The sequence below is a fragment of the Lysinibacillus sp. COL-1 genome (assembly GCF_059814265.1).
Window position 1 is genome coordinate 575642 of record NZ_JCAWSJ010000002.1, and the last position, 21446, is coordinate 597087.

The window sequence follows — 21446 nt, forward strand, 5'->3', positions numbered from 1 at the left end:
TATGGGTTATGGGGTGGCAAAGTAAGAATTTGTCTGAAATATGAAGTTTAGATTGAATTCTAATGTTGTGTTGATATAATAGGTAAAGTTTAAAAATGATTAGCCTAACCGAATTTAAATAGAACGTAGCATAGAAAAGTTGGTGTCGAATGACAGAGTTTTTTGGTGTGGAAAATAAAATAGAGAAAAAGAATAGTATAAAACCTTTTATATTAAAAATGAGAGGAGGGGGACATGCCCCCTCTCGAACAAATTTTGCTGATGCCATCACGGGAGCAATAGGCGGCTTAATATGTATTTTTGTTTTGCTATGGCTAACAAATTTTACAGAGGCACCTTGGCTAATGGCTTCACTTGGTGGTAGCTGTGTACTTGTATTTGTCGTCTGGAATGCACCGTTATCTCAGCCTCGAAATATTATTGGCGGCCATTTCATTTCCGCCTTTATTGGTTTGGCTATGTATGCACTATTAGGCTCGAGTATGCTGTCTATTAGTTTAGGCGTAGGGCTAACAATATTTTTTATGGCCTTCCTGGGCATTATCCATCCGCCGGCAGGTGCCAATCCTATAATTATTATTTTAGGAGGCTATGGTTGGAGTTATTTAGTAACACCTGTGTTAATTGGAGCTGTCATTATTGTATTTTTCGGATTGTTGATAAATAATTTACGTGAAAAAAGAAAATATCCACTATTTTGGTGATGGAGATTTCCATCTATGAAGTGTATTCACTTGATAGGTGGTTCTTTTTTGTTTGAGAACATTTTAGCTAGGCATATCACTAATTTTTTAGCATATTTTACTTAAGATTTGTTATATTGAAGAAAGAGTGTTAAAAACATGTATTTGAATGATAGGGGAAGATCTTTGTTGGTCGAATTTGATGGGAGGCTCCAATTTTATGCTGTTGGACTGTGATGAGCAATTATTCATGGCTTATAAACAAAAAAGTGAAAAGGGTGCTGAAAATTTACTAGCAACATGGCTGGAGGCAGAGTCAAATCTGCAGGAAGATCCAAAAATACTTGGTACTTCGCTTTCACCAAAGCTATTTTTAGTAAATGAAGAAACGGCTAAGAATATTGCCTTTTCCACAGCTCGTAAATATTGGGGTCGTGTATCAACAGAAATGCAAATGTATTTTGACAAATATGGCTTAGATGCAAAATTTGTGAATGAACGGCTCAATGCTTTTTTTTATACACAAAAAGGAAAAGAAACTTTTTTTGAGCAACTCTTTGCGCAACACACAATAGACTTAGAACGACTAATTTGGCTAGTTTTTGGGAAACGAATGCAAATAGTAATGCCAGTTAATGAACTACAAACAATTATTTTATATAAATTTCAAGATGAATATTTAGTGCATATGATGTATAAAGAGCATGCATCTTTTTGGCATTGGCTTTTTACAAAAAAGGTTTATTCACTACTTATCCACAGACCCTTAGAGCAATTCACATTTCTTTATGAAATAATGGGACATTTTGAGCAATCTATGAAAGAAAATTGTGAACATGTGGATAACTTTGTGAATAACTATAAAACGATACTGGATAAGTGTATAACTCATGTGGATAAGCACAATGCTAGCTGTTTGGCAAAAAAACAGTTACGTCTTTATCAAATTGTTGTACACTACCGATTGGCTGAGGGAGATAATAACTGTGTGAAGACACTTATTACGTCCTTTGAGGCGGATTGGCGCTATTCAATGTATGCATTAACGGAGAAGGAAAAAGTGTTAATAGCCTATCTACTATTTCATATAGCACATCAGGAGAAGGATAATGAATTAGTTATTCAATATGGGGAATATTTATTAGAGGATGAGCGACTTAATAATTATGCAATCGAGATAATGCTTGAATATAAAGAGTTACTACCAAATCGTAAGCCGACTCCTCCTGCAATTATTAAAAACTATGAACTAAATTTTTTAGAGAATTTGTATGCTATATTGCTGGATCATTACGTAAGAATGGGACGTTATCAAGAGGGGTTAGTCCTTTTAAAAGAGCATGTACTAGCATCCAATAAAAAAATACATGCAGCATTAGTGGAGGGGAGTTGTAGCAATGAACAATTGATTGCAATTGAGGCATATGTTCAGCAGGATATTGCATTACATGTTAATAATTCATTACAGCATATTGGGTTATCTGTGGAAGAATGGCGTCAACATTATCGCCAATCAGAGGCTCCTTATTATTTTGTAGCTCAAAGTGCCTCTCTCCATCTATTAAATATTATAAAGATTTTATTTGTAACAGAGCACTATGAGCTTTTTGAGAAATTAATGGAAATCTACAAAAAGTATTTATTGATTGACGATCATTTTGAAAAGCTACGAGTATTTATAAGTGCATATGTATAAAAGTAGGGCTGTCCAAAAAGTTGATCTTCGGCAACTTTCTGGTACAGCCCTGTTCCATATGCAAATAATGCTAGAATGAGTTTTAGAAGTTTTCTTTCTGTGCCTTCGCTGTCTCAAAAGAAGCTTTTATTTCACTTAAAAGATCACTATCTTTTAATAAGCGATAGCCAGCTGAAGCAAGTGCTTTTGCTCCTTTTATTAAAGCTGCATCACCTTCAGGGGATTTAGCAGCTTCTCTAAATTCATTTGTATGCCCAATTAGATCGTCTGGGCCAATTTTTATATATGGATGTGCTGTTGGAACCTCGTAGCTAATATTCCCAGCATCTGTTGAACCTTTGCCTTGTCCTCGAATTGTCCAAACCTTTTCTCCTAAAGCCTCTAACTCCTCTTGTAAAATATTATCTAGTAAAGGATTTAGCACAAAATCCTTTACTTCATTTTGGAATCGTTCAATTTTTACCGTTGCCCCGGTTGCTAGTGCAGCACCTTCAGCAATTGCACGTACCTTTACTGATACCTCCTCTGTTTTTTTCCATGAATCCGCACGAATGAAGAATCTTGCTGCTGCATATTCAGGAATAATGTTTGGTGCATCCCCACCATGTGTAATAATTCCATGAATTCGAACATCTGTAGGAAGCTGCTGGCGTAAAGCATTAATCCCAACAAAAAGCTGGATCACTGCATCTAATGCATTAATTCCTTCCTCAGGAGCCCCTGATGCATGTGCGGCTTTCCCGTAAAAATGGAAATCAAGTGGATCAACGGCAAGTGTTTCCCTTGTTAGAGATGTTTTTCCTGCTGGATGAATCATTAAAGCGACATCTACTTCCTTTAAATAGCCATGTGCTACAAAGCTTCCCTTTGCACTGCCGTTTGGACCACCCTCTTCAGCAGGTGTTCCTAAGACGACGACACTTCCACCAGTTTCATCTAATGTTTTAGAAAGAGCAATTCCGGCTGCGACACTCGTTGTTCCGATAATATTATGACCACAGGCATGCCCTAAACCTGGAAGAGCGTCATATTCAGCAAGAAAGGCAATTGTTGAACCAGGTTTTCCACTGTCTTTCACTGCATAAAAGGAGGTTTCATGTCCAGCAACGGCTGTGTCTACTTTAAATCCTGCATTCGTCAAGATTTCTACATGCTTTTGACTTGCGAAAAACTCCTGATTCCCTATTTCTGGATTGGCATGGATTGCCTGGCTAGTTTCAATATACAATGCTTGATTTGTTTCAATGGATTCCTGGATTAGTTCAATTCCCGATAAAGTTTTGCTCATATTTATCTCCCCCTATAGTCCTTTGCTTTGTTTTATTAACTCATCTTTTGATAAATCAACAACAATAGATCCTCCATTTGTTTCTGCCTCGACTGCCTTCATTACGTCTTCCTCATGATACAGCTCGACAATTCTCTGATATGTTTTATTATCTTGATCATCTGCTCGTGCAGCAAAAATGTTCACATAAGGTAAGGCGTTAGGATCGTTGGCATCTTCAAGATAAATGGGGTCCTTTACGGGATCAAACCCAGCTTGTCCAGCAACTCCATTATTAATAACGGATGCAACTACATCTGGTAATACACGTGGTGTTTGTTGAGCTACAATCGGTAAAATGTCTAAATCTTTCGGGTTGTCGACGATTTTACTTGGGTCACCGAAGAGACCAAAATCATCTGCCAATTTAATTAAGCCAGCTGATTCTAATAATCTTAATGCACGAGCCTGGTTGGAAGGGTCATCAGGGATGGCAATTTTGTCACCTTTTTTAATTTCGTTAACATCCTTCACTTTTTCTGAATATATTCCCATTGGAGCAATAACAGTAGCACCAATTGGAACTAAATCGACATTATTTTCTTTAGTAAATTGTGTTAGAAACGCGATATGCTGAAAGGAATTAATATCAATTTCTTTATTTGCTAATGCCTGATTCGGCAATGTATAGTCAGAGAACTCGACAAGCTCAATTTCAATCCCTTCCTTTTTAGCTTTCTCTTTTAAAATCGGCCATACTTCACCATCTGTTCCAGTTACACCAATCTTTACTTTTTCTTCTTTTTTAGCATTATCTGTAGCTGAATCAGACCCACAGGCAGCCAATGCTAATACGGCTGTTAAAACTAATAAAATACTAAACCACTTTTTCATTATTGATCTCCTCTTTCGTTGTTTTATTCAAATGAAAAATGTCCTTCTTACCGTCGCATAATTTTTCTTGATAGCTTATTCCCAATCCACTGCGCAATTTGTACAAGAATAATAAGAATAATAACGGTCACAAGCATGACACTTCCATCAAAGCGTTGATAACCATATGTCATTGCAATATGACCTAAACCGCCTCCGCCAACTGTACCAGCCATTGCAGAGAAATCTATTAAACCGACTGTCACAAACGTTAAGCCTAAAATTAACGGTCCAAGTGCCTCTGGAATTAATACAGTAAAAATAATTTGTAGAGGACTTGCTCCCATTGCCTTTGCGGCTTCAATTACCCCAGGGTCAATGCTAACTAAGTTATTCTCTACTACTCTCGCAATACCAAATGATGAGGCAATCGTCATCGGAAAGATTGCTGCCCACGTACCAATCGTTGTTCCAACAACCATTCTTGTTAATGGGCTAATGGCCACTAGAAAAATAATAAATGGAACTGGGCGAATAATATTAATTAAAAAATTTAACAATTGAAACACGAATTTGTTCTCTAAAATATTTCCTTTTCGTGTCACATATAGTAGTAAACCTATTGTTATACCAAGAATAGAACCGAAGATAAGGGTTATAATAACCATTAAAATCGTTTCACCCGTAGATTCAAAAATACGGGGCCAAAAAGTCGTCCAATCAACCTTCATTGAATTTTACCTCCTCAACAGTTACAATGTCTTGTAATTCAGTAAGAACACTAGGTATTTTATCGCTATGTCCCTCAAATGAGACGAGCAAGTTCCCATAGAACTTCTCCTGAATTTCTCGGACAGAGCCATAGACGATATTAACGTCCACATCAAATTTTCTTGTTACGCGAGAAAGGATAGGATCGCTAGCAATATCACCTTTAAAAATAACACGGTATAAATTTTTGCCGCCTTTTTTTCTCCATTCCTCTAATAGAGATGCAGATGGTCGATCTTGCTGAACCGATTGAATAAACCGTTGAGTCGTTAAATGCTGTGGATTTGTAAAAATATCAAAAACTGAATTAGATTCAATTACTGCTCCATTTTCCATGACTGCTACTCTGTCACATATTTGTTGGATGACATTCATCTCATGTGTGATTAGCAAAATAGTGATTCCTAAATCCTTGTTTACTTTTTTGAGAAGGCGGAGAATTTCCCCAGTTGTATCTGGATCGAGCGCTGAGGTTGCTTCATCACAAATTAATATATCAGGGGAGGTAGCAAGCGCCCTCGCAATTCCAACCCGCTGTTTTTGGCCTCCAGATAATTGCTCAGGGTAATCGTTCGCTTTTTCTGTAAGACCAACAAAACTAAGAAGTTCTGCAACTCTTTCATTAATTTCTTTTTTAGGCACTCCCGCCAGCTTAAGTGGATAGGCTACATTTCCAGCTACCGTTCTTGAGGAGAATAAGTTGAAATTTTGAAAAATCATGCCGATTCTTCTTCTCAGCTTTCTTACCTCTTTTGGTGTGAGCGAATTAATATCAACACCTTGTACTTGAACAGTGCCATGGGTTGGACTTTCTAATAGATTCACAAGTCGCAATAATGTGCTCTTTCCTGCACCACTAAATCCAATAATTCCAAAAATCTCTCCCTGCTGAATTGAAAGAGATACATCTTTCACTGCATTCACTTCACGATCACCAAATTTAAAGGTTTTCGCTACATTCTGAAATTCAATCATTTACTTGCTCAACTCCCTATTTAAAAATAAAGAACAAAAAGGACCTTCCTTTTGTTCTTATCGATTAAGAAAAAAGGAAGGTCCCCACTATTGAAGAAACTACTTCCTTCTCATCTTTCAAATGTAAGTACATTTGCAGGAATTGGCACGGTATTATGTTAATAACCCGCTGCCGAGACTTCATTGGGCCTGTCCCTCAGTCTCTCTGGATAAGAAGAAATTATCGTATTTAATTGTCTGTTAAGATTTAAACAATACTATAATGCTTGATGAATTATATGTCAACATTTCTTTTAAAAAGTTTTATTAGAAAAATAAATCCATTTACTGTTATAACAGCAGGAGTACATTGGTAGCCGCGTTTTTTCTAGTGAAATAATTTATGCTTATGTTACTGAGGATGTCAATGAGCAGGCAGCCATAAAAAGGTTCAATTTGAAAATTGCCTACTTCCAAATTGAACCTTTCCGTTATTCTAAAACGCCCTTTTCTCGTAAACTAGCAATTTGTTCATCATTATAGCCAAGTGCAGTTAATACTTCTTCATTATGCTCTCCAAGCTTGGCACCGACATACTTGTACTCAGGCTCAGTGCCATCAAATTTAAAGGCAGAAGCAATTTGCTGTTGCATGGTGCCATCGCTTTTTGGAATATCGACGATCATGCCGCGAGCCTTCAACTGTGGATGCTCACATGCTTCTGGAAAAGTGAGTACAGGCTCTACACAACCTTCAAAATCCTCGTTAAATACCTCAAGCCATTCCTCATATGTCTTTGATAGAAAGGCATCATGAACAGCCTCTTTAAAGCGTATTTGCGTATAGTAAGAATCATTAAAGGTATTATCAATCAACTCAGGAATGTCGAGTGCTTCACAGAGCAGTTTACGAAATTGAGGTTCTAAGCTACCGACAGAGAAGAAGCGTCCATCTTTTGTTTTGTAAAAATCATAGTAACTGCCTCCGTTTAAAATTTCTTGCTCTGGCTGTGGTACACGACCACCCCCAATAAACGCAGCACCATACATAGCATTCAGCGAAAAGACAGCATCTGTCATACTAATATCTATGAATTGTCCTTCGCCTGTTTTTTCACGATGAAGGGCAGCAGCCAGTACCCCAATTGCGGCATGCATTGTCCCTCCAGCTATATCAGCTAGTTGAACCCCCATGGAGACAGGCTTTTTATCCTTATGGCGTGAATAATCGAGTAAGCCTGCTAAAGATAAATAGTTATTATCGTGTCCAGGTCGATTGCTATAAGGTCCAGTTTGTCCGTAACCAGTAATCGCACAATAGATAACCTTTGGATTTATTTCCTTTAGAGCTTCATAGCCAATGCCAAGGCGTTGCATGACACCAGGCCGAAAACCTTCGATAATAACGTCATACTCTTGCACCAGTGATTTTACAATGTCTATAGCCTCTGGTGATTTAAGATTTAATGTAATTGATTTTTTAGATCGATTTAAATGTTGATGAATGTAAGCCTCATGATCTTCATCATAGGGAGGCATAATTCGTGTTAAATCAACGCGCTTTGAAGATTCAACATGGATGACATCTGCTCCTAAATCAGCAAAAATCATTGTCGCCATTGGCCCTGGTAGTAATGCAGAAAAATCGAGAATTTTTAACCCTTGTAAAATGCCCAAATCTTCCAACCCCTTTTTGTGTAGGCTACACGACCATCCCATTGATGGAAGCGTAGCGCTTTTCTCATAATCCCCATTGTGTGAAAAGCGTAACGTTCGATTCTGTATTAATACAGTTTATTTTATTTTAAAGAGTATTATAACAGAATAGACCTTAACTTGCCTATGCTATTTTTCATTATAAAATAAACATTTCAACTTTCATATGTCAGAATAACAATAAAAGTAAAAAAATTTAGAATTTAGATTTTTTATCAAATTTCAGACAATAGTTGTCAGTTGTTAGAATATTTAATTTAAAAAAATAAATTGTAGAATTTTGTTTACTAGCTAGCTATATGATACGACCCTTTTTATTGATACAATCCTAGTGGTGTATTGGATTCTTCTTACGCAATTTGGAAATGATACTATTACCCCATTTATTAATAAAGTATCTCTCAAAAAATACATATAAAATTAACGTAAATAGGAGAGAAGAAATGAAATCACATCAATTAAAACTAAAGCATTTAATTATGGGAGTTGCGATGGCAGCATTCTTTTTCACGAGCCTTGGTAGTGTTTGGGGCGGATACAGAATGAATATTGACTCGATAAAGGAAAATACACTAGAAACGAATAGGGTTTATGCTCAAAAATTGGCATCTACTGCGGATTCTTATCTACATGAATCTTTCCAAATATTAGGTTATAGTGCAACTCAGATACAAGCAAAGATGGACGATGCGCAAGCATTGAATCAGGAAACAGAACGTTTGAGATTGCAAAATCAAATGTTTAATTCTGTAGTAATAACAAATGCAGAAGGATTGGTTTTATCCGTCTCTCCACCATCTATTGAAATAAAGGGGGAAATTTTAACATCAATCGGTGCTAAAGAGGCGTTATCCAAAAGGACACCACTTATCTCTAAACCATATGAGGCGATGACAGGACGTCTCATCATTTTTATTTCTCATCCTATTTTTTCCGACTCCAATGAGTATTTAGGAATGATAGCAGGGACTATTTATTTAAAGGAACCAAATGCCTTTAAAACTTTACTGGGAGAGCATTATAGTAAGGACGGCTCTTACGTATATGTAGTTGATTCAGATGGGCGTGTTATCTATCATCAAGACCCAAGTCGGATTAATGATGTGGTAACGAAAAATAAAGTCGTTCAATCGGTGATATCAGGAAAGAGTGGTGCTCAACTTGTTGAGAACACAGAAAGAGTGAAAATGCTTGCTGGCTATAGTACAGTCCCATCAACAGGATGGGGCGTTGTCGCCCAGAAACCTTTAGACGTAGCACTAGCCCCTTCCTTTGATCGTGTGCAGGAAGTCATTATTAAATCTGTACCCCTTATGATTCTATCTATTATCATTGTACTTTGGGCGGCAGCACGCATTGCCAACCCTTTGCAGCAACTAGCAAATTTAACGGAGGAAAGTTTAGATAAGAAAAATGTAGAAGGTTTAAAATCTGTAAGTGGATGGTACTTTGAAGCTTATTCTTTGAAGAATGCCTTGGTTCGGAGTTTATCATTTTTACATGGACAGGTCTCGTTTTTCAAGGATCAATCTACTGTTGATCCACTGACGGGAGTTACGAATCGACGTACAATGGATTCGATGCTTGCCGAATGGTTAACGAACAATGTACCACATGCAATTATTTTACTAGATTTAGATCACTTTAAAAGTGTGAACGACACATATGGTCATGCAGTAGGCGATAAAGTTTTGCAATTTTTAGCCAGTCATATGGAAGCTGTGGCTCGTGAAGAAGATGTATGCTGTCGATATGGTGGCGAGGAATTTGTCATACTGCTACCAAATACGGCAGCAGAAGAGGCAGCACAAGTGGCTGAACAACTACGAGAAATTTTGGCAACAACAGAAAGTCCATGTGGCAGACCCATAACATTATCTGCAGGAATAGCTGCCTATCCAGCAATGGCAGATTCAACAGAGGAACTAATTAAAGCAGCTGACGATGCACTATACCTTGCGAAACAAGAGGGACGCAATCAAGTAAAGGTTGCGGAAATATAAATGCAGTAAAAAATGAAACAAAGGGGCTTACAATTTTGAATTTCGGGGTAATTGATTAATGCAAACATCATTTGGGCAAGCTACTTGTAAGTCATCCGCCATATGACTTCCTAAACCATGTTCAAATGATATGTAACTCGGGTCACATCTCTTGATCGACTTGACAAGACGTAAGGTTATCCCCCTTTCCCTTATGACACCCCAAGGACGACTAGATGTATGCCTATATATCGTGAAAAGCCAAGCGAGCACCGATGCTCCTTGGCTTTTTTGTTGTGTGGATGAAGGGAATTTATTTTGTTATTAGTGAGGGTCAAACGTGGCCACAATGGTTTGAAGAGGAGAGAAGTGGTGATATCACATGGAAGAGCTCGTCAAAGTGTAGAGCCCGTTCTAAAAGTGGGAAAAGATGCTCATTAAGAAGGGCTATCATTCCAAAAGAAATAGAAAGGTGAGTCAAAATGGCGAATCACTCAGTTAGCAAACTGAAAAATTAATCACCATTTCAGAAATAGAAAGGTCATTTGATTAATCAAGAAATTTACCTGACTAATTTAGATTTATCTATGAAGGTTCGTTAGCTACGAGCCGATATAAAGAGTATGAGGAAATGATATTTGTACGTATCAAAATACATAAGCGAAAGGAAGAGTGGGATGGATAAATCTAAAATCCAAAAAGTAAATAAAGCCTTGATAGCAACAGTATTTGCTACAAGTGGGATTGCCGTTGTAGTACCTCCACCACAAAAAGCGGCAGCGGCTACTTCTCCCTTTACAGACATCGACCAATACTCAGTTCATTATAACGATATATTAAAATTATATTCTCAGGGTGTGATTAACGGGTTTGCCGATAAAACCTTCCGTCCTGATGTCAATGTAACACGTGGACAAGCAGCAAAAATGATTGCAACGGCATTAAAATTGGATACGAGAAATGTCCAAAATCCTTATTATAAGGATGTACCGAAGGGTAGCGAATTTTATAAATTTGTCGCAGCATTGCAAAACGCGGGCATTATGTCTGGGTATTCTAATGGCACATTTATGCCAAACGAAGTGATGACTCGTGGCGAATTAGCAAAAATATTAGTATTAGCATTCCATTTGGAGGTATCTCCTAGTTACAACAATATTTTTAAAGATGTAGATAGCCAATCAAGCAATGCTATCTATATTCAAACACTTATCGATTTAAATATTACTGAAGGCACAACACCTGTGACATTCTCTCCGTTTGATGCTGTAAATCGCGGACAGTTTGCTTCTTTTGTGGTTCGTTCACAAGAGAAAAAGAACAATGAAACATCTTTCAAAATTATAGATGTAGATGATGATGCCGTTTATATAAATGGTGAAGCCTATGCAGTTCCAGAAAGCCTTTCACATATTTTTAATGACGATAATGCACCTGTCTTAAAGGGTGCTTATATTGAGGGTGATCTTTCTGGTAAGAAGGTTCGATCCATCTCTAAACTAACATTAAATGCAAGCGGAACAAGCTCAAGATTCCTTGATTTTGATGGTGATTATGGTTCATTAGGTGCAACCATTGTAGTTAATGGCAACTATATTGAATTTTCGAATCTGAAGATGACAGGTACTATGTTTGTCAATGAAACAGTTCGACCACCATTGCATTTAGGTGCTACTAACAATCAACCATTATCCATTGGGCGTGTGGCGAGCAATAATATTTCTTTTATCAACTGGTCAAATCCAGATAATACTAAAGGCGATGGTCCATCTAATAACAATTCAACAAACGATCTTCAAAATTGGACGAACCAAAATCCTGATAAAGATAAGCCATTTGTCAACTGGTCAAAAGAAAAACAAGAAATGAAAAATGTTGAAAAGCATCTTGAATTTTATAACAGCACTGTTTCGAGACTAGTAGTATCACAAACAGGGACAAAAATCGAATCCAATATGAAACTACCACGTGTAGACATCATCGGAAGTGTTCGCGAATTTGAAATTCAAGGCTATATTGGAACATTAAATCTGGATACCGAAACAAAGTTAACGATCTATGGAGATGGCAATATTGATTGGATAAACTACAACAGTTATACAGATTTAGAGCTGTATATAGATGGCCGTATCGGTACTCTATATGTTGATAATTCATACGGCAAGGTTGACATTGGGGACTATACGTATATCGACAAAGTCATTTTACCTAAAGATGAATCTCCAAATAATATCTTTGATGATTTCCTAGATGATAAAGACAATATCGGAAATATCACAGATCCAGATGGCAAACCAATCGATAAAGACGAAAACGAGAATCAGAATCCAGATGATAAAACAAAGCCTATTGTAAGTATTACAAATGTCAAAGTGCTCAATGGCAGTGAGATTCAAGCAGATTTCACATCTGATGAGGTAGGTACGTACTACTATATTGTGCGTGAAAAGGGAGCAGAGGCACCTAATAAACGTGAAATGGTAAACCATCTTTCAATTGAAAACGTTGCATACGGAAGTAGTGCAGCAATCAAAGGCACAAACTCAATAAAAGTGTCAAATCTAGGTGAGAAAAAAGAATATGTCATCTACATCATGGTTGTAGACGGCTCGAAAAATGCATCTGATATTGTCTCTCAAGCATTCCAAATGAAAGATGCAACTCCACCAGTAGTTAAATCTCTACAAGTTACGCCTTTACATGGAGGAACACGTGCTGAATTCAAGTTTGCAGCAAGTGAACCTGGAGATTATTACTATTATGTACGTAAGAAAACAACAGCAGCTGACCCGACGACGGCAGATATCGTCGCAAACCCAACAGGTAAAGGGAAAGCAAAAGCTGGAGAACTTGGAATAACAGGAATTTTAACAGAATTAGATGCTGAAACCGAATATCAACTTTATGTTGTCATGAAGGATGATTCAGGCAACTTCTCGGTAGATCCTATACCTAAAGAGGCGGTTAAAGAGTTTAAAACTGGTGAGCTTGATAATATCCCACCATATGTTGTAGGTGGACAACTTGTATTACTAGATGAGATTAAAAATGAATTTTATCTAACCGTGAGTGAGGATTTAGATCCTATTTCTGCTGAAAAAATAGAGAACTATGATCTTTCAGGTACAGGGATAGTCAATCAAGGTGCACAGCAACCGATACATCCTACAAAGGTTGTCTATAATAAAGCTCAGAAAAGATTAATTTTCACCATTCCATCACTAACAGGCTTTGTAAACGGGGATAATCTAGTTGTTACAATATCACCGAATGTTAAAGATTTGGCTGATATCGAATTTGAAAATATCAATAACATTCCAAATAATACTGTTCCGCGAAACACAGCCGAATACATTCATAACGATATTGAATTACCAGTCCTCACAATTATAGGAGAACCAGTAATTAATAATACAAAGGACCAAACACTTCTTGAGTTTAATGCTTCAAAAGCAGGAACGTATCATTATCTAATTATGGAGTCAGATATAACTCTTACACGTGATGACCGCTTACGTTTAATTGAAGCTGTCCAATTAAATGAAACAAAATTTAAGGTTGGAACAGAAGAAATCGATATTGTTGGGAGCGGAGGTAATAAACCTGCTCAACTAGGAAAACAAAAGGTAGTAATCCCATTACCAACAGCAAATTTAAATCCGTTTAAGAGCTACTCTATCTATATGGTATTGCGCGATCGTTCAGGAAATGTTTCAGATATTGAGACTAGACATGTAATCGATGACCAAACACCACCGAAAATTGAAAATACATCGATAAAGATAGCTCAAGGAGATAAGAATGCTACCTTCAAATTTATGTCAGATGAAGATGGTACGTATCACTATATTCTTAGAAAAGCTGGCGATGCAACAGTTCCAGTACCTTCAAGTGCTGAGGAGGTTATTGAAAGAGGAAGAGCTAGCAATATGCGAAAGGGTACTAATGAAATTAATTTTACCTCTTTAGAACCCCATCAAAATTATGAGCTTTATGTTGCGGTAAAAGATAGATATAAAAATGCAACAATGCTTCAAGTAGGTACTGAGTCAAAAGTATATACTTTTGATGAACAGCAAAATAAAACAATTACTTTGACACCAGGCGAAACTGACAAAGGTGTAATGGCATATAAATTCTTCTCAGATGGTACACCACCAAAGGTAGAGGATCCGATCGTTAAACAGCTTGATGGAAAAACATTAGAAGTGACTTTTTCTGAGGCTATTGAATTAAAAGACTCAGATTTCCAATTAGTGAATCCTGAAACAGGCACTGCAATTACTCCTACTTATGCTTCATGGAAGTGGCAGGATAAGGTAGATGAAATTGATGAATGGAAGCCACGTAAAATGATACTAACATTTGCAAATGAAGTTACACAAAGCTTTGATATGACAATCAATGCTACCGCGAAGGATAAAGGCGGATGGGCATTCAGTAAATTAAAAGCAGAATACAAATATCCAACAAAAGTGAATACAATTACTTCAGCAACGTTAGTACCTGATATACAGTACCCAGGTGACTTAAATATTTCTAAGCAGGTTCGAGTTATTGCTAACTTAGATGCAGATATAACATGGAATCAGCATTACTATTATGCAGTTCTTTCAAAAAACCAGGGTGACTTAACAATAGCTAATATTAAAGATATTATCGAAAGAGCTGATAGCAGTAATTACACAGACATTCCTGGCGGAGGAATAATATCTTATGGTAAGGGACAAATAACAAAACCTTCAGATGCAAGTTCTGAAAAAACATTTACGGCTATTCAAACAAGCACTGATCCAAATTCTACAAACATATTCCAAAAGGATCAAAAAATATATTTATTTACGAAGGATAAATACGGAAATATAGTTTATGCGAAGGAATCTACATCTCCAACAGCTCCAAACTATGTCTTAATCCAACCTAGAACTCAATAGAATATAAGAACACTAGCTATCAATTCTAATAGCTAGTGTTTTTTATTTACTTAAACACGTTATTTTAAAAGTGGATGATAATCAATATCATTTATAATACATAGTGAAGGAGGGTGAAAGTCGACATGAATATAGAAGAACATCTACTACTCTGGAATTACGCTTCTATCAAGGTATTAGACGTTCGTCATAGAGTAATGAGGATAGGGGATACATTACAGCCTTATAAATTGCCAACAAGTGTACTTATAGTAATCACGCGTGGAACAGCGCAAGTGCATTTGGATCAAACTAATTATCACGTGATTCAGTTTCAAATGATACATAGCGGTAAAGGGGCAGCTTTAGAAATTAATCAAATAACTAATGAACTAGAGTGCTACCTTATTTTTTATAAAGGTTCTGTTCCTTATCCTGTTGGTCAAAGGATTCTTCAGCTGTTTGAGAAAAGAAATGCATTTCAAATCCAGTTTAGCTTGGTACCGAAATATCCGGTAACTATTTATGAAAAAGTGCAGCTTATGTACGAAAGCTGGCAACAATCACGGTGGCTGGAACGTTTGCAAGTTAAAACATTATTCTATCAAATTATATTAAGTATATATCAAGAGTTATGTAGCCAAGAGAGCTATGTAAAAGAAACAGATTTAGTAAGTCAAATAAAGAGGTATGTGGATGAGCATTATGCAGATTCGATAAGGCTAGAGTCTCTTGCAGAGCATTTAAATTACAGTGTATCACATATATCGGCAGTATTTAAAAGAGAGACCAACTATAGCTTTATCGAATATGTCATGCATACAAGAATGAAAAAGGCTGTAGCTCTATTAAAATCAACAAACGTGTCTTTAAAGGATATTGCGACAAGTGTTGGCTATACAGATGTTCATTATTTTAATCGTATTTTTAAAAGACATCTAGGAATATCACCAGGGAAATATAGAAAACGAGTAATGGAACAAGGCATACTAGAAGATACTCCACAAATCATCATGGAATCCTCTATTGAAGGGGAAATGTTTCAACGATATATTGTTAATGATAATCATTATCAATATAAAAAAGGAGAAAATATTCCAATGTCTCAGAAACATAAAACAAACTTTGCAGCGATAGTATTGCTTTGTCTAACACTACTATTGGGTGCTTGTTCGAATGGCACAAACCCACAGTCCAAGACACAAGGACAGACTACCGAAGTAACACAAGCAACCATCGTTTATAAGGCGGCGAATAGAGAAGTGGAGATTCCCAAAAATCCGAAACGTATTGTAGTTGTAGCAGACAGTTATGCGGGTTATTTATTGGCATTGGGCATTAAACCTATTGGTATGTCTGATTTTGCGTTAAGTAATCCTTATTTTGAAGGTAAAATAGATGGCATTGAAAGTATTGGTGACAACAAATCGATTGAAAAAATCTTGGAATTGAAACCAGATTTAATTATTGCTTTTGATGGCATGGAAGGCTTTGAAAACTTTGAAAAGATTGCGCCAACTGTTGGCATTAAGTATGGCGCCATGAGTTACCGTGAACAATTAGTAGAGTTTGGTAAGATGCTTAATAGAGAAAAAGAAGCCGCTCAATGGATAAATAATTGGGATGAAAAAATTGCCGACAACAAGTCAACTATCCAAGAGGTTGTTGGAGATCAGACCGTTTCTCTAATGGGTGGTACTGACAAAGAGGTTTACATATATGGTGATCATTATTCTAGAGGTGGAGAAATTATTTATGGGGAGTTCCAGCTAAATGCGCCAGCCTTGGTTCAAAAAGAAGCACTTGAGTCGAAAGAATGGGGAGTTGCATTTTCCATTGAACGTTTGCTGGATTATGCAGGAGATTTTATTTTTGTAGAAGATACAGCACTTGCATTTCTAAAGGAAAGTATTTTATGGAATGAGCTACCTGCGGTGAAAAATAACAAGGTCACTATATTAGATAGTGATGCTTCCTACTTTAATGATCCCGTTTCATTAGAGAAGCAGCTTGATATTGTAGTAGAAGCCTTTAACAAAATGCATAAAAATGAATAACATGAATATTTTCGGAAGCCAAACTACCATCAATGTAGTTTGGCTTTCATTTGAGAATCATTTTCAATTATAATGATAGTAGTAAAAAAGATAGGTAGGAGGAATTATGTGCATTATGAATGTTGATGACCATATATACCTGTGGGATCATGCTGCTATCAAAGTGCTAGATGTTCGGCATCAGATTATGAGGATGGGAGAAACATTACAGTCTTATAGAATGCCAGCTAATGGCTTTATTTTTGTTTCCCGAGGAAGGGCGCAAGTTCAGCTCAATCAAATCGAGTATATTATTCAGCAGTTTCAAGTCATACATGGTAGCAAAGGGACTATTTTAGATATTTTTCTAACGGAGGATGAGTTGGCGTATTATTTGATTTTTTATAAAGCGACCATGCCTAATCCTATGCGCCCGGAAGTATTACGCCTAATGGATAAAAGTAATCCATTTCAACTGCAATATAGCTATATACCCAGTTCCCCGATTATTATTTTTCACAAAGTTAAATTGATGGAGCAGGAGTGGAGGAAGTCTGGTGGAATAGATCGCTTTCATGTAAAATCATTATTCTATCAATTTGTTCATAATCTGCTACAGCAACTACATAGCCAAGGTATAGATATGATGAAGCCAGACCTTGTAGGACAGGTAATGAAATATTTACAAGAGCATTATGCACAGGCTTTGACACTAGAATCTATTGCAGCCAATTTGAATTATAGCGTTCCTTATTTAGCGTCCATTTTTAAAAAGAAAACGGGTTATAGTGTAATTGACTATTTGATTCAGATTCGCCTTGATATAGCGGCAAATTTATTAGTAGAAACGGATGCCACATTGAAGGAAATTGCCGAAAATGTGGGCTATAAGGACCCTTATTATTTGAGCCGTCTTTTTAAAAAGCATAGGGGTGTTACGCCATTACGCTTTAGAAAACAAGAAAGAAAAAATGCTATACATCGTCCTCAAAATAGCATTGAATCGTCCATTGTTTGGAGACCAATATGGCGATATATTGATAGTGATAATCATTATCAATATAAGCGAGAGGAAGTTATACATATGCATAGAGGTTCAAGAGCTTCATTCACAGCAATGGCACTACTTTGTATTACATTACTATTATCAGCATGTACGGGAGGTACTGTTAATCTAAACAATGAAACTACTGGACAAAATCAGACTGTAGTAGAAAGTCAGTCAGCTAGCTCTACTGAGACAAGGGTTTACAAAGACCTTCAAGGGACAGAAGTAGACATTCCTACAAATCCAGAACGAATTGTCCTTCAGGGTAATGCAATTGGTGATTTAATAGCATTAGGTATAGAGCCTGTTGGGGTAGATCGTCGTTTCATCGAGAGCGGTGTTTTAGAAGATAACGGGAAAATTAGTTCAACAGATATCGGCTTTCCAACAAATTTAGAGAAGGTACTGACGTTGAAGCCCGATTTGATTATGCTGTCATATATTATGGATAATGAGGTTGAAGAAGCTTCTAAAATTGCACCAACCGTTGTTTTCGATGGTATGCAGCCATTAAAGGATCGATTCCCAGTCGTTGCTGATATTGTTGGTAAAAAGGAAGAGGGAGAGCAGCTACTGAGGAAATATAATGAAGATGCCGATGCAATGTGGGAACAGCTTCGCGCAAATGGTAAGGTGGCTGAAGGAGAAACGGCTGTCGTATTCCAATTTTTTTGGAATAAAAAAATGTTCGTGATGAAAACAGGCGGGGTAGCAGGCTTGCTGTATCAAGACAAAGGATATACTATGGACGAAAAGGTACAGGCATTACAGCCAAATAGTGGGCCATATATTGAAATTACTAAAGAAACACTGCATGAGACACTTGTGGGTGATCAATTATTTGTATTAATTTCTGGAGATAAAGAGGCACAAAAGGCATTTGATGAATTAACACAAGAGCCATTATGGAACTCCTTACCTGCCGTGAAGAACAATAAAGTTCACTTTATTGAGGATAAATGGAATTATGATGATATGACAACAAGTAACATGCTGTTAGAGGAATTTCCAAATATACTGAAAAAATAAGTAAACTAGAAAGGCTCGGGGAAATCCTTAGCCTTTTTTGTGTTTGATAAATAAAGGCAGACGTTATCAAATCATCCAGCAGAGGCAATTGATAGTAAAGAGGACTATCAAAACTGTTAGAGAAATAGCTGGCTTTTCTAAAGAATTAAATACGATAAACTATAAAAGTCAAGCAATTATAGTTATCTATATTTGCTTGACTTGTTGTTGAAAAAAGGTAATGTCAACGGCATAATAAGCAATTTTGTAAGGCGAGGGGTTGATTTCCGTTCCGCCAGCGTCCTTTCCAGGGGGCGTCCGATGAGCCGCTTCACTCACTGCGTTCGCTCCAGGGTCTCCTCTGTGACGCTAAATCCCCTAGGAGTGACGCTGGCTCCACTCCAATCAACCATTCTGCAAAAGTGTCTTTTCCTGAACAAAATAGCCATTAAAAGTGATGTGTGACAACACCCCTCCATAGAAGAGTAATGAATACCTTCCCTTTTTTGCTAAAAAGTTAACATTTTTATTTTATGGATTGGAGTGGAAGGCTACTTGACTCCGGTGGGTAGCGAGACAGGCGAGCCCCTGCACGGAGCGGTAGCGGAGGAAGCGGCTCGGCGCTCGCCCACAGGAAAGCAAGTAGCCTGCAACGGAAATCCTTTTTCACCTTTCACATAAATTCTATGGATGGTTTTGTTTTTCAACACTAAGTCAAGCAATTATAGTTATCTATATTTGCTTGACTTTTAATGATAACTATTATCAATTATAATGACTCTATAATGATTGTTTCAATTATATTAAGGTGGATGCAAAATGTATAGATTAATGGACACAGCAATAATTGAATGGAAAGAAAAGGTTAATACATATTCACTTCATACAAAATTTCCAACCTTATTAGCTTGCGATGTTGCTACCAAAATTTCCTTAGATGGAAAATGGTTATGTTTAGATAAAAATGAAATGATATATCTTAGTGCGGGGAAAATAGCAAAGTTAGAAAAAGCAAATCACCAAGTTGTTCATTTATACATTGTATCTTTTCAAATGTACAGTCTTACTGAAGAAAATGCTGATTTATTGCTTTATCGTGTCGATCATAAACAATTGCCTGCCCATGGCTCAATTGCTAGTGTAGAAACATTATCGTATCGTGCTGTTACTCTTCTTCAAGAACTTGTAGGTGAGTTAGACTTAGGTGAACAGCATTTTCATAGTAGACAAAATTTTTTGTTGGAGGAAATATTACATTTATTTATCCAAGCTTTAAAGCCGTATAAAGAGAAAGTAGATTTGATTATGCGAGAAGCTCTAGCATATATCAATCGCCATTATGATCAAAATCTAAATCGATCACAATTAGCAGAGCTTATGGGTTTTAATCCAAGTTATTTTTCAAGATTGTTTCAACAACAAATAGGGCGTAGTTTCTCGAACCATTTGATGAGAGTGAGAATAGACAAAGCAAAAATGTATCTTCTTTCAACGGATGCCACATTGAACGAGATTGCGAGAAAAGTTGGCTATACAGATGGACTCTATTTAAGCCGAAAGTTTAAACAAATTGTTGGTGTATCGCCAAGTGAGTATCGGTATAGACCAAAGCCGAGACGTATTGTAGCATTCCAATATAGTGGTGATTTACTTGCTTTAGGCATACAGCCAATTGCTGCTCCTTTTACACCATGGGAAGTATCACCGCTTATACATCGTGAGCTTAGTGGTACGATTGATCTGGAGCAAGATAGAACTCATCAACTGGAGAAAATGGACATCGACCTAATCATTGTGCCTGAATATTTATATTATTGTCCAGGCAAGTTAGAAAAATTGGAGCAACTTGCACCCATTTTGGTTTTGCCATGGAATCAATTAGATCGACTTGAAGAAGTTAAGCTTATAGGGAAAATTCTTGGATGTGAGGCAGAGGCAACGATGTGGGTTGAGCATTATCAATCCATTACACATACAGCAGCTGCTAAGCTCGAATTCATTATACAACCTCACGAAACAGTAGGTTTATATGAGGTATGGGAGGATCATACAATATGTATTTGGAATACCACTGCAAGAGCTACCTTTAATTTATATAATGGCTTAAAGTTAACTCCTCCTCCACGTATTCAGCAAGAGGTGCTCGAAGTAAATAGTCATCTTTTTATAGAGGGAAATATATTGTCTGACTACGCTGCTAACCACATGTTTGTCGTCCTCACAGAAGATTACTATCAAGATTTCCCAAATAAGTTATTAAAGCATAAAGCTTGGAAGCAGCTATTTGAAGATCCAACAAGGAGCATTTATCCAATTAAGCTGAATGATTTTTGGTGCAATGATGGATTAACGCTAGAAAAACAACTTAGTATTATGCTAGAAAAGCTATATAATCATTAATAATGAAGCCAATGTCACTTTTGTCCATATGCAAGTTCTCACATTTTGAAATAGACGATTGAAGAAGAGACCATTACGATAAGGATATTGATTGAGAAAG

The 21446-nt window shown here is 36.8% G+C and carries 12 protein-coding genes and 1 riboswitch; of the genes, 7 read left to right on the forward strand and 5 right to left on the reverse strand.

The window, feature by feature from the left end:
• Positions 1 to 149: 149 nt before the first annotated feature.
• Both AC6BKE_RS03375 and AC6BKE_RS03380 read left to right on the forward strand, forming a co-directional pair.
• Positions 150 to 704 carry an HPP family protein gene (locus AC6BKE_RS03375; protein ID WP_036124979.1) on the forward strand — a complete coding sequence of 185 codons (555 nt, stop codon included), beginning with the start codon at positions 150 to 152 and terminating at the stop codon, positions 702 to 704.
• A 199-nt stretch (positions 705 to 903) separates the two neighbouring features.
• Positions 904 to 2379: a hypothetical protein gene (locus AC6BKE_RS03380; protein ID WP_499855825.1), complete on the forward strand. Its 1476-nt coding sequence runs from the start codon at positions 904 to 906 to the stop codon at positions 2377 to 2379.
• Positions 2380 to 2461: 82 nt separating this feature from the next.
• Here AC6BKE_RS03380 and AC6BKE_RS03385 read toward each other — a convergent pair whose 3' ends face one another.
• The 5 genes from AC6BKE_RS03385 to AC6BKE_RS03405 form a co-directional block, all read right to left on the reverse strand.
• A complete protein-coding gene (locus AC6BKE_RS03385; RefSeq protein ID WP_499855826.1) occupies positions 2462 to 3667 on the reverse strand; it encodes a M20 family metallopeptidase in 1206 nt (401 codons plus the stop codon).
• A gap of 12 nt (positions 3668 to 3679) precedes the next feature.
• Positions 3680 to 4540 (reverse strand): MetQ/NlpA family ABC transporter substrate-binding protein, encoded by an 861-nt coding sequence (locus AC6BKE_RS03390; protein ID WP_058845259.1) that lies wholly within the window; start codon positions 4538 to 4540, stop codon positions 3680 to 3682.
• Positions 4541 to 4587: 47 nt separating this feature from the next.
• A complete protein-coding gene (locus AC6BKE_RS03395) occupies positions 4588 to 5250 on the reverse strand; it encodes a methionine ABC transporter permease (protein WP_036124987.1) in 663 nt (220 codons plus the stop codon).
• Positions 5240 to 6265 (reverse strand): methionine ABC transporter ATP-binding protein, encoded by a 1026-nt coding sequence (locus AC6BKE_RS03400; protein WP_058845260.1) that lies wholly within the window; start codon positions 6263 to 6265, stop codon positions 5240 to 5242. Before AC6BKE_RS03400 ends, AC6BKE_RS03395 begins: the two co-directional genes overlap by 11 nt.
• A gap of 107 nt (positions 6266 to 6372) precedes the next feature.
• A riboswitch (SAM riboswitch) is annotated at positions 6373 to 6481 on the reverse strand.
• 254 nt (positions 6482 to 6735) lie between these two features.
• Positions 6736 to 7920 carry a CaiB/BaiF CoA transferase family protein gene (locus AC6BKE_RS03405; RefSeq protein ID WP_101966944.1) on the reverse strand — a complete coding sequence of 395 codons (1185 nt, stop codon included), beginning with the start codon at positions 7918 to 7920 and terminating at the stop codon, positions 6736 to 6738.
• Positions 7921 to 8402: 482 nt separating this feature from the next.
• On the opposite strand from AC6BKE_RS03405, the gene AC6BKE_RS03410 reads away from it, so the two are divergent.
• The 5 genes from AC6BKE_RS03410 to AC6BKE_RS03430 all read left to right on the forward strand — a co-directional run bounded on the left by AC6BKE_RS03410 (position 8403) and on the right by AC6BKE_RS03430 (position 21346).
• Complete coding sequence (locus AC6BKE_RS03410) at positions 8403 to 9962, forward strand: sensor domain-containing diguanylate cyclase (protein WP_499855829.1); 1560 nt, start codon at positions 8403 to 8405, stop codon at positions 9960 to 9962.
• Between the two features lie 656 nt (positions 9963 to 10618).
• Positions 10619 to 14875 carry an S-layer homology domain-containing protein gene (locus AC6BKE_RS03415; protein ID WP_058845263.1) on the forward strand — a complete coding sequence of 1419 codons (4257 nt, stop codon included), beginning with the start codon at positions 10619 to 10621 and terminating at the stop codon, positions 14873 to 14875.
• A gap of 125 nt (positions 14876 to 15000) precedes the next feature.
• The gene (locus tag AC6BKE_RS03420; protein ID WP_499855831.1) at positions 15001 to 16911 is read left to right on the forward strand and encodes an ABC transporter substrate-binding protein; all 1911 of its coding nucleotides are present in this window, start codon (positions 15001 to 15003) and stop codon (positions 16909 to 16911) included.
• A gap of 115 nt (positions 16912 to 17026) precedes the next feature.
• On the forward strand, positions 17027 to 18967 hold the full coding sequence (locus AC6BKE_RS03425) for an AraC family transcriptional regulator (RefSeq protein ID WP_499855833.1): 1941 nt from the start codon (positions 17027 to 17029) through the stop codon (positions 18965 to 18967).
• 798 nt (positions 18968 to 19765) lie between these two features.
• Positions 19766 to 21346 (forward strand): helix-turn-helix domain-containing protein, encoded by a 1581-nt coding sequence (locus AC6BKE_RS03430; protein WP_101967029.1) that lies wholly within the window; start codon positions 19766 to 19768, stop codon positions 21344 to 21346.
• Positions 21347 to 21446: the final 100 nt, after the last annotated feature.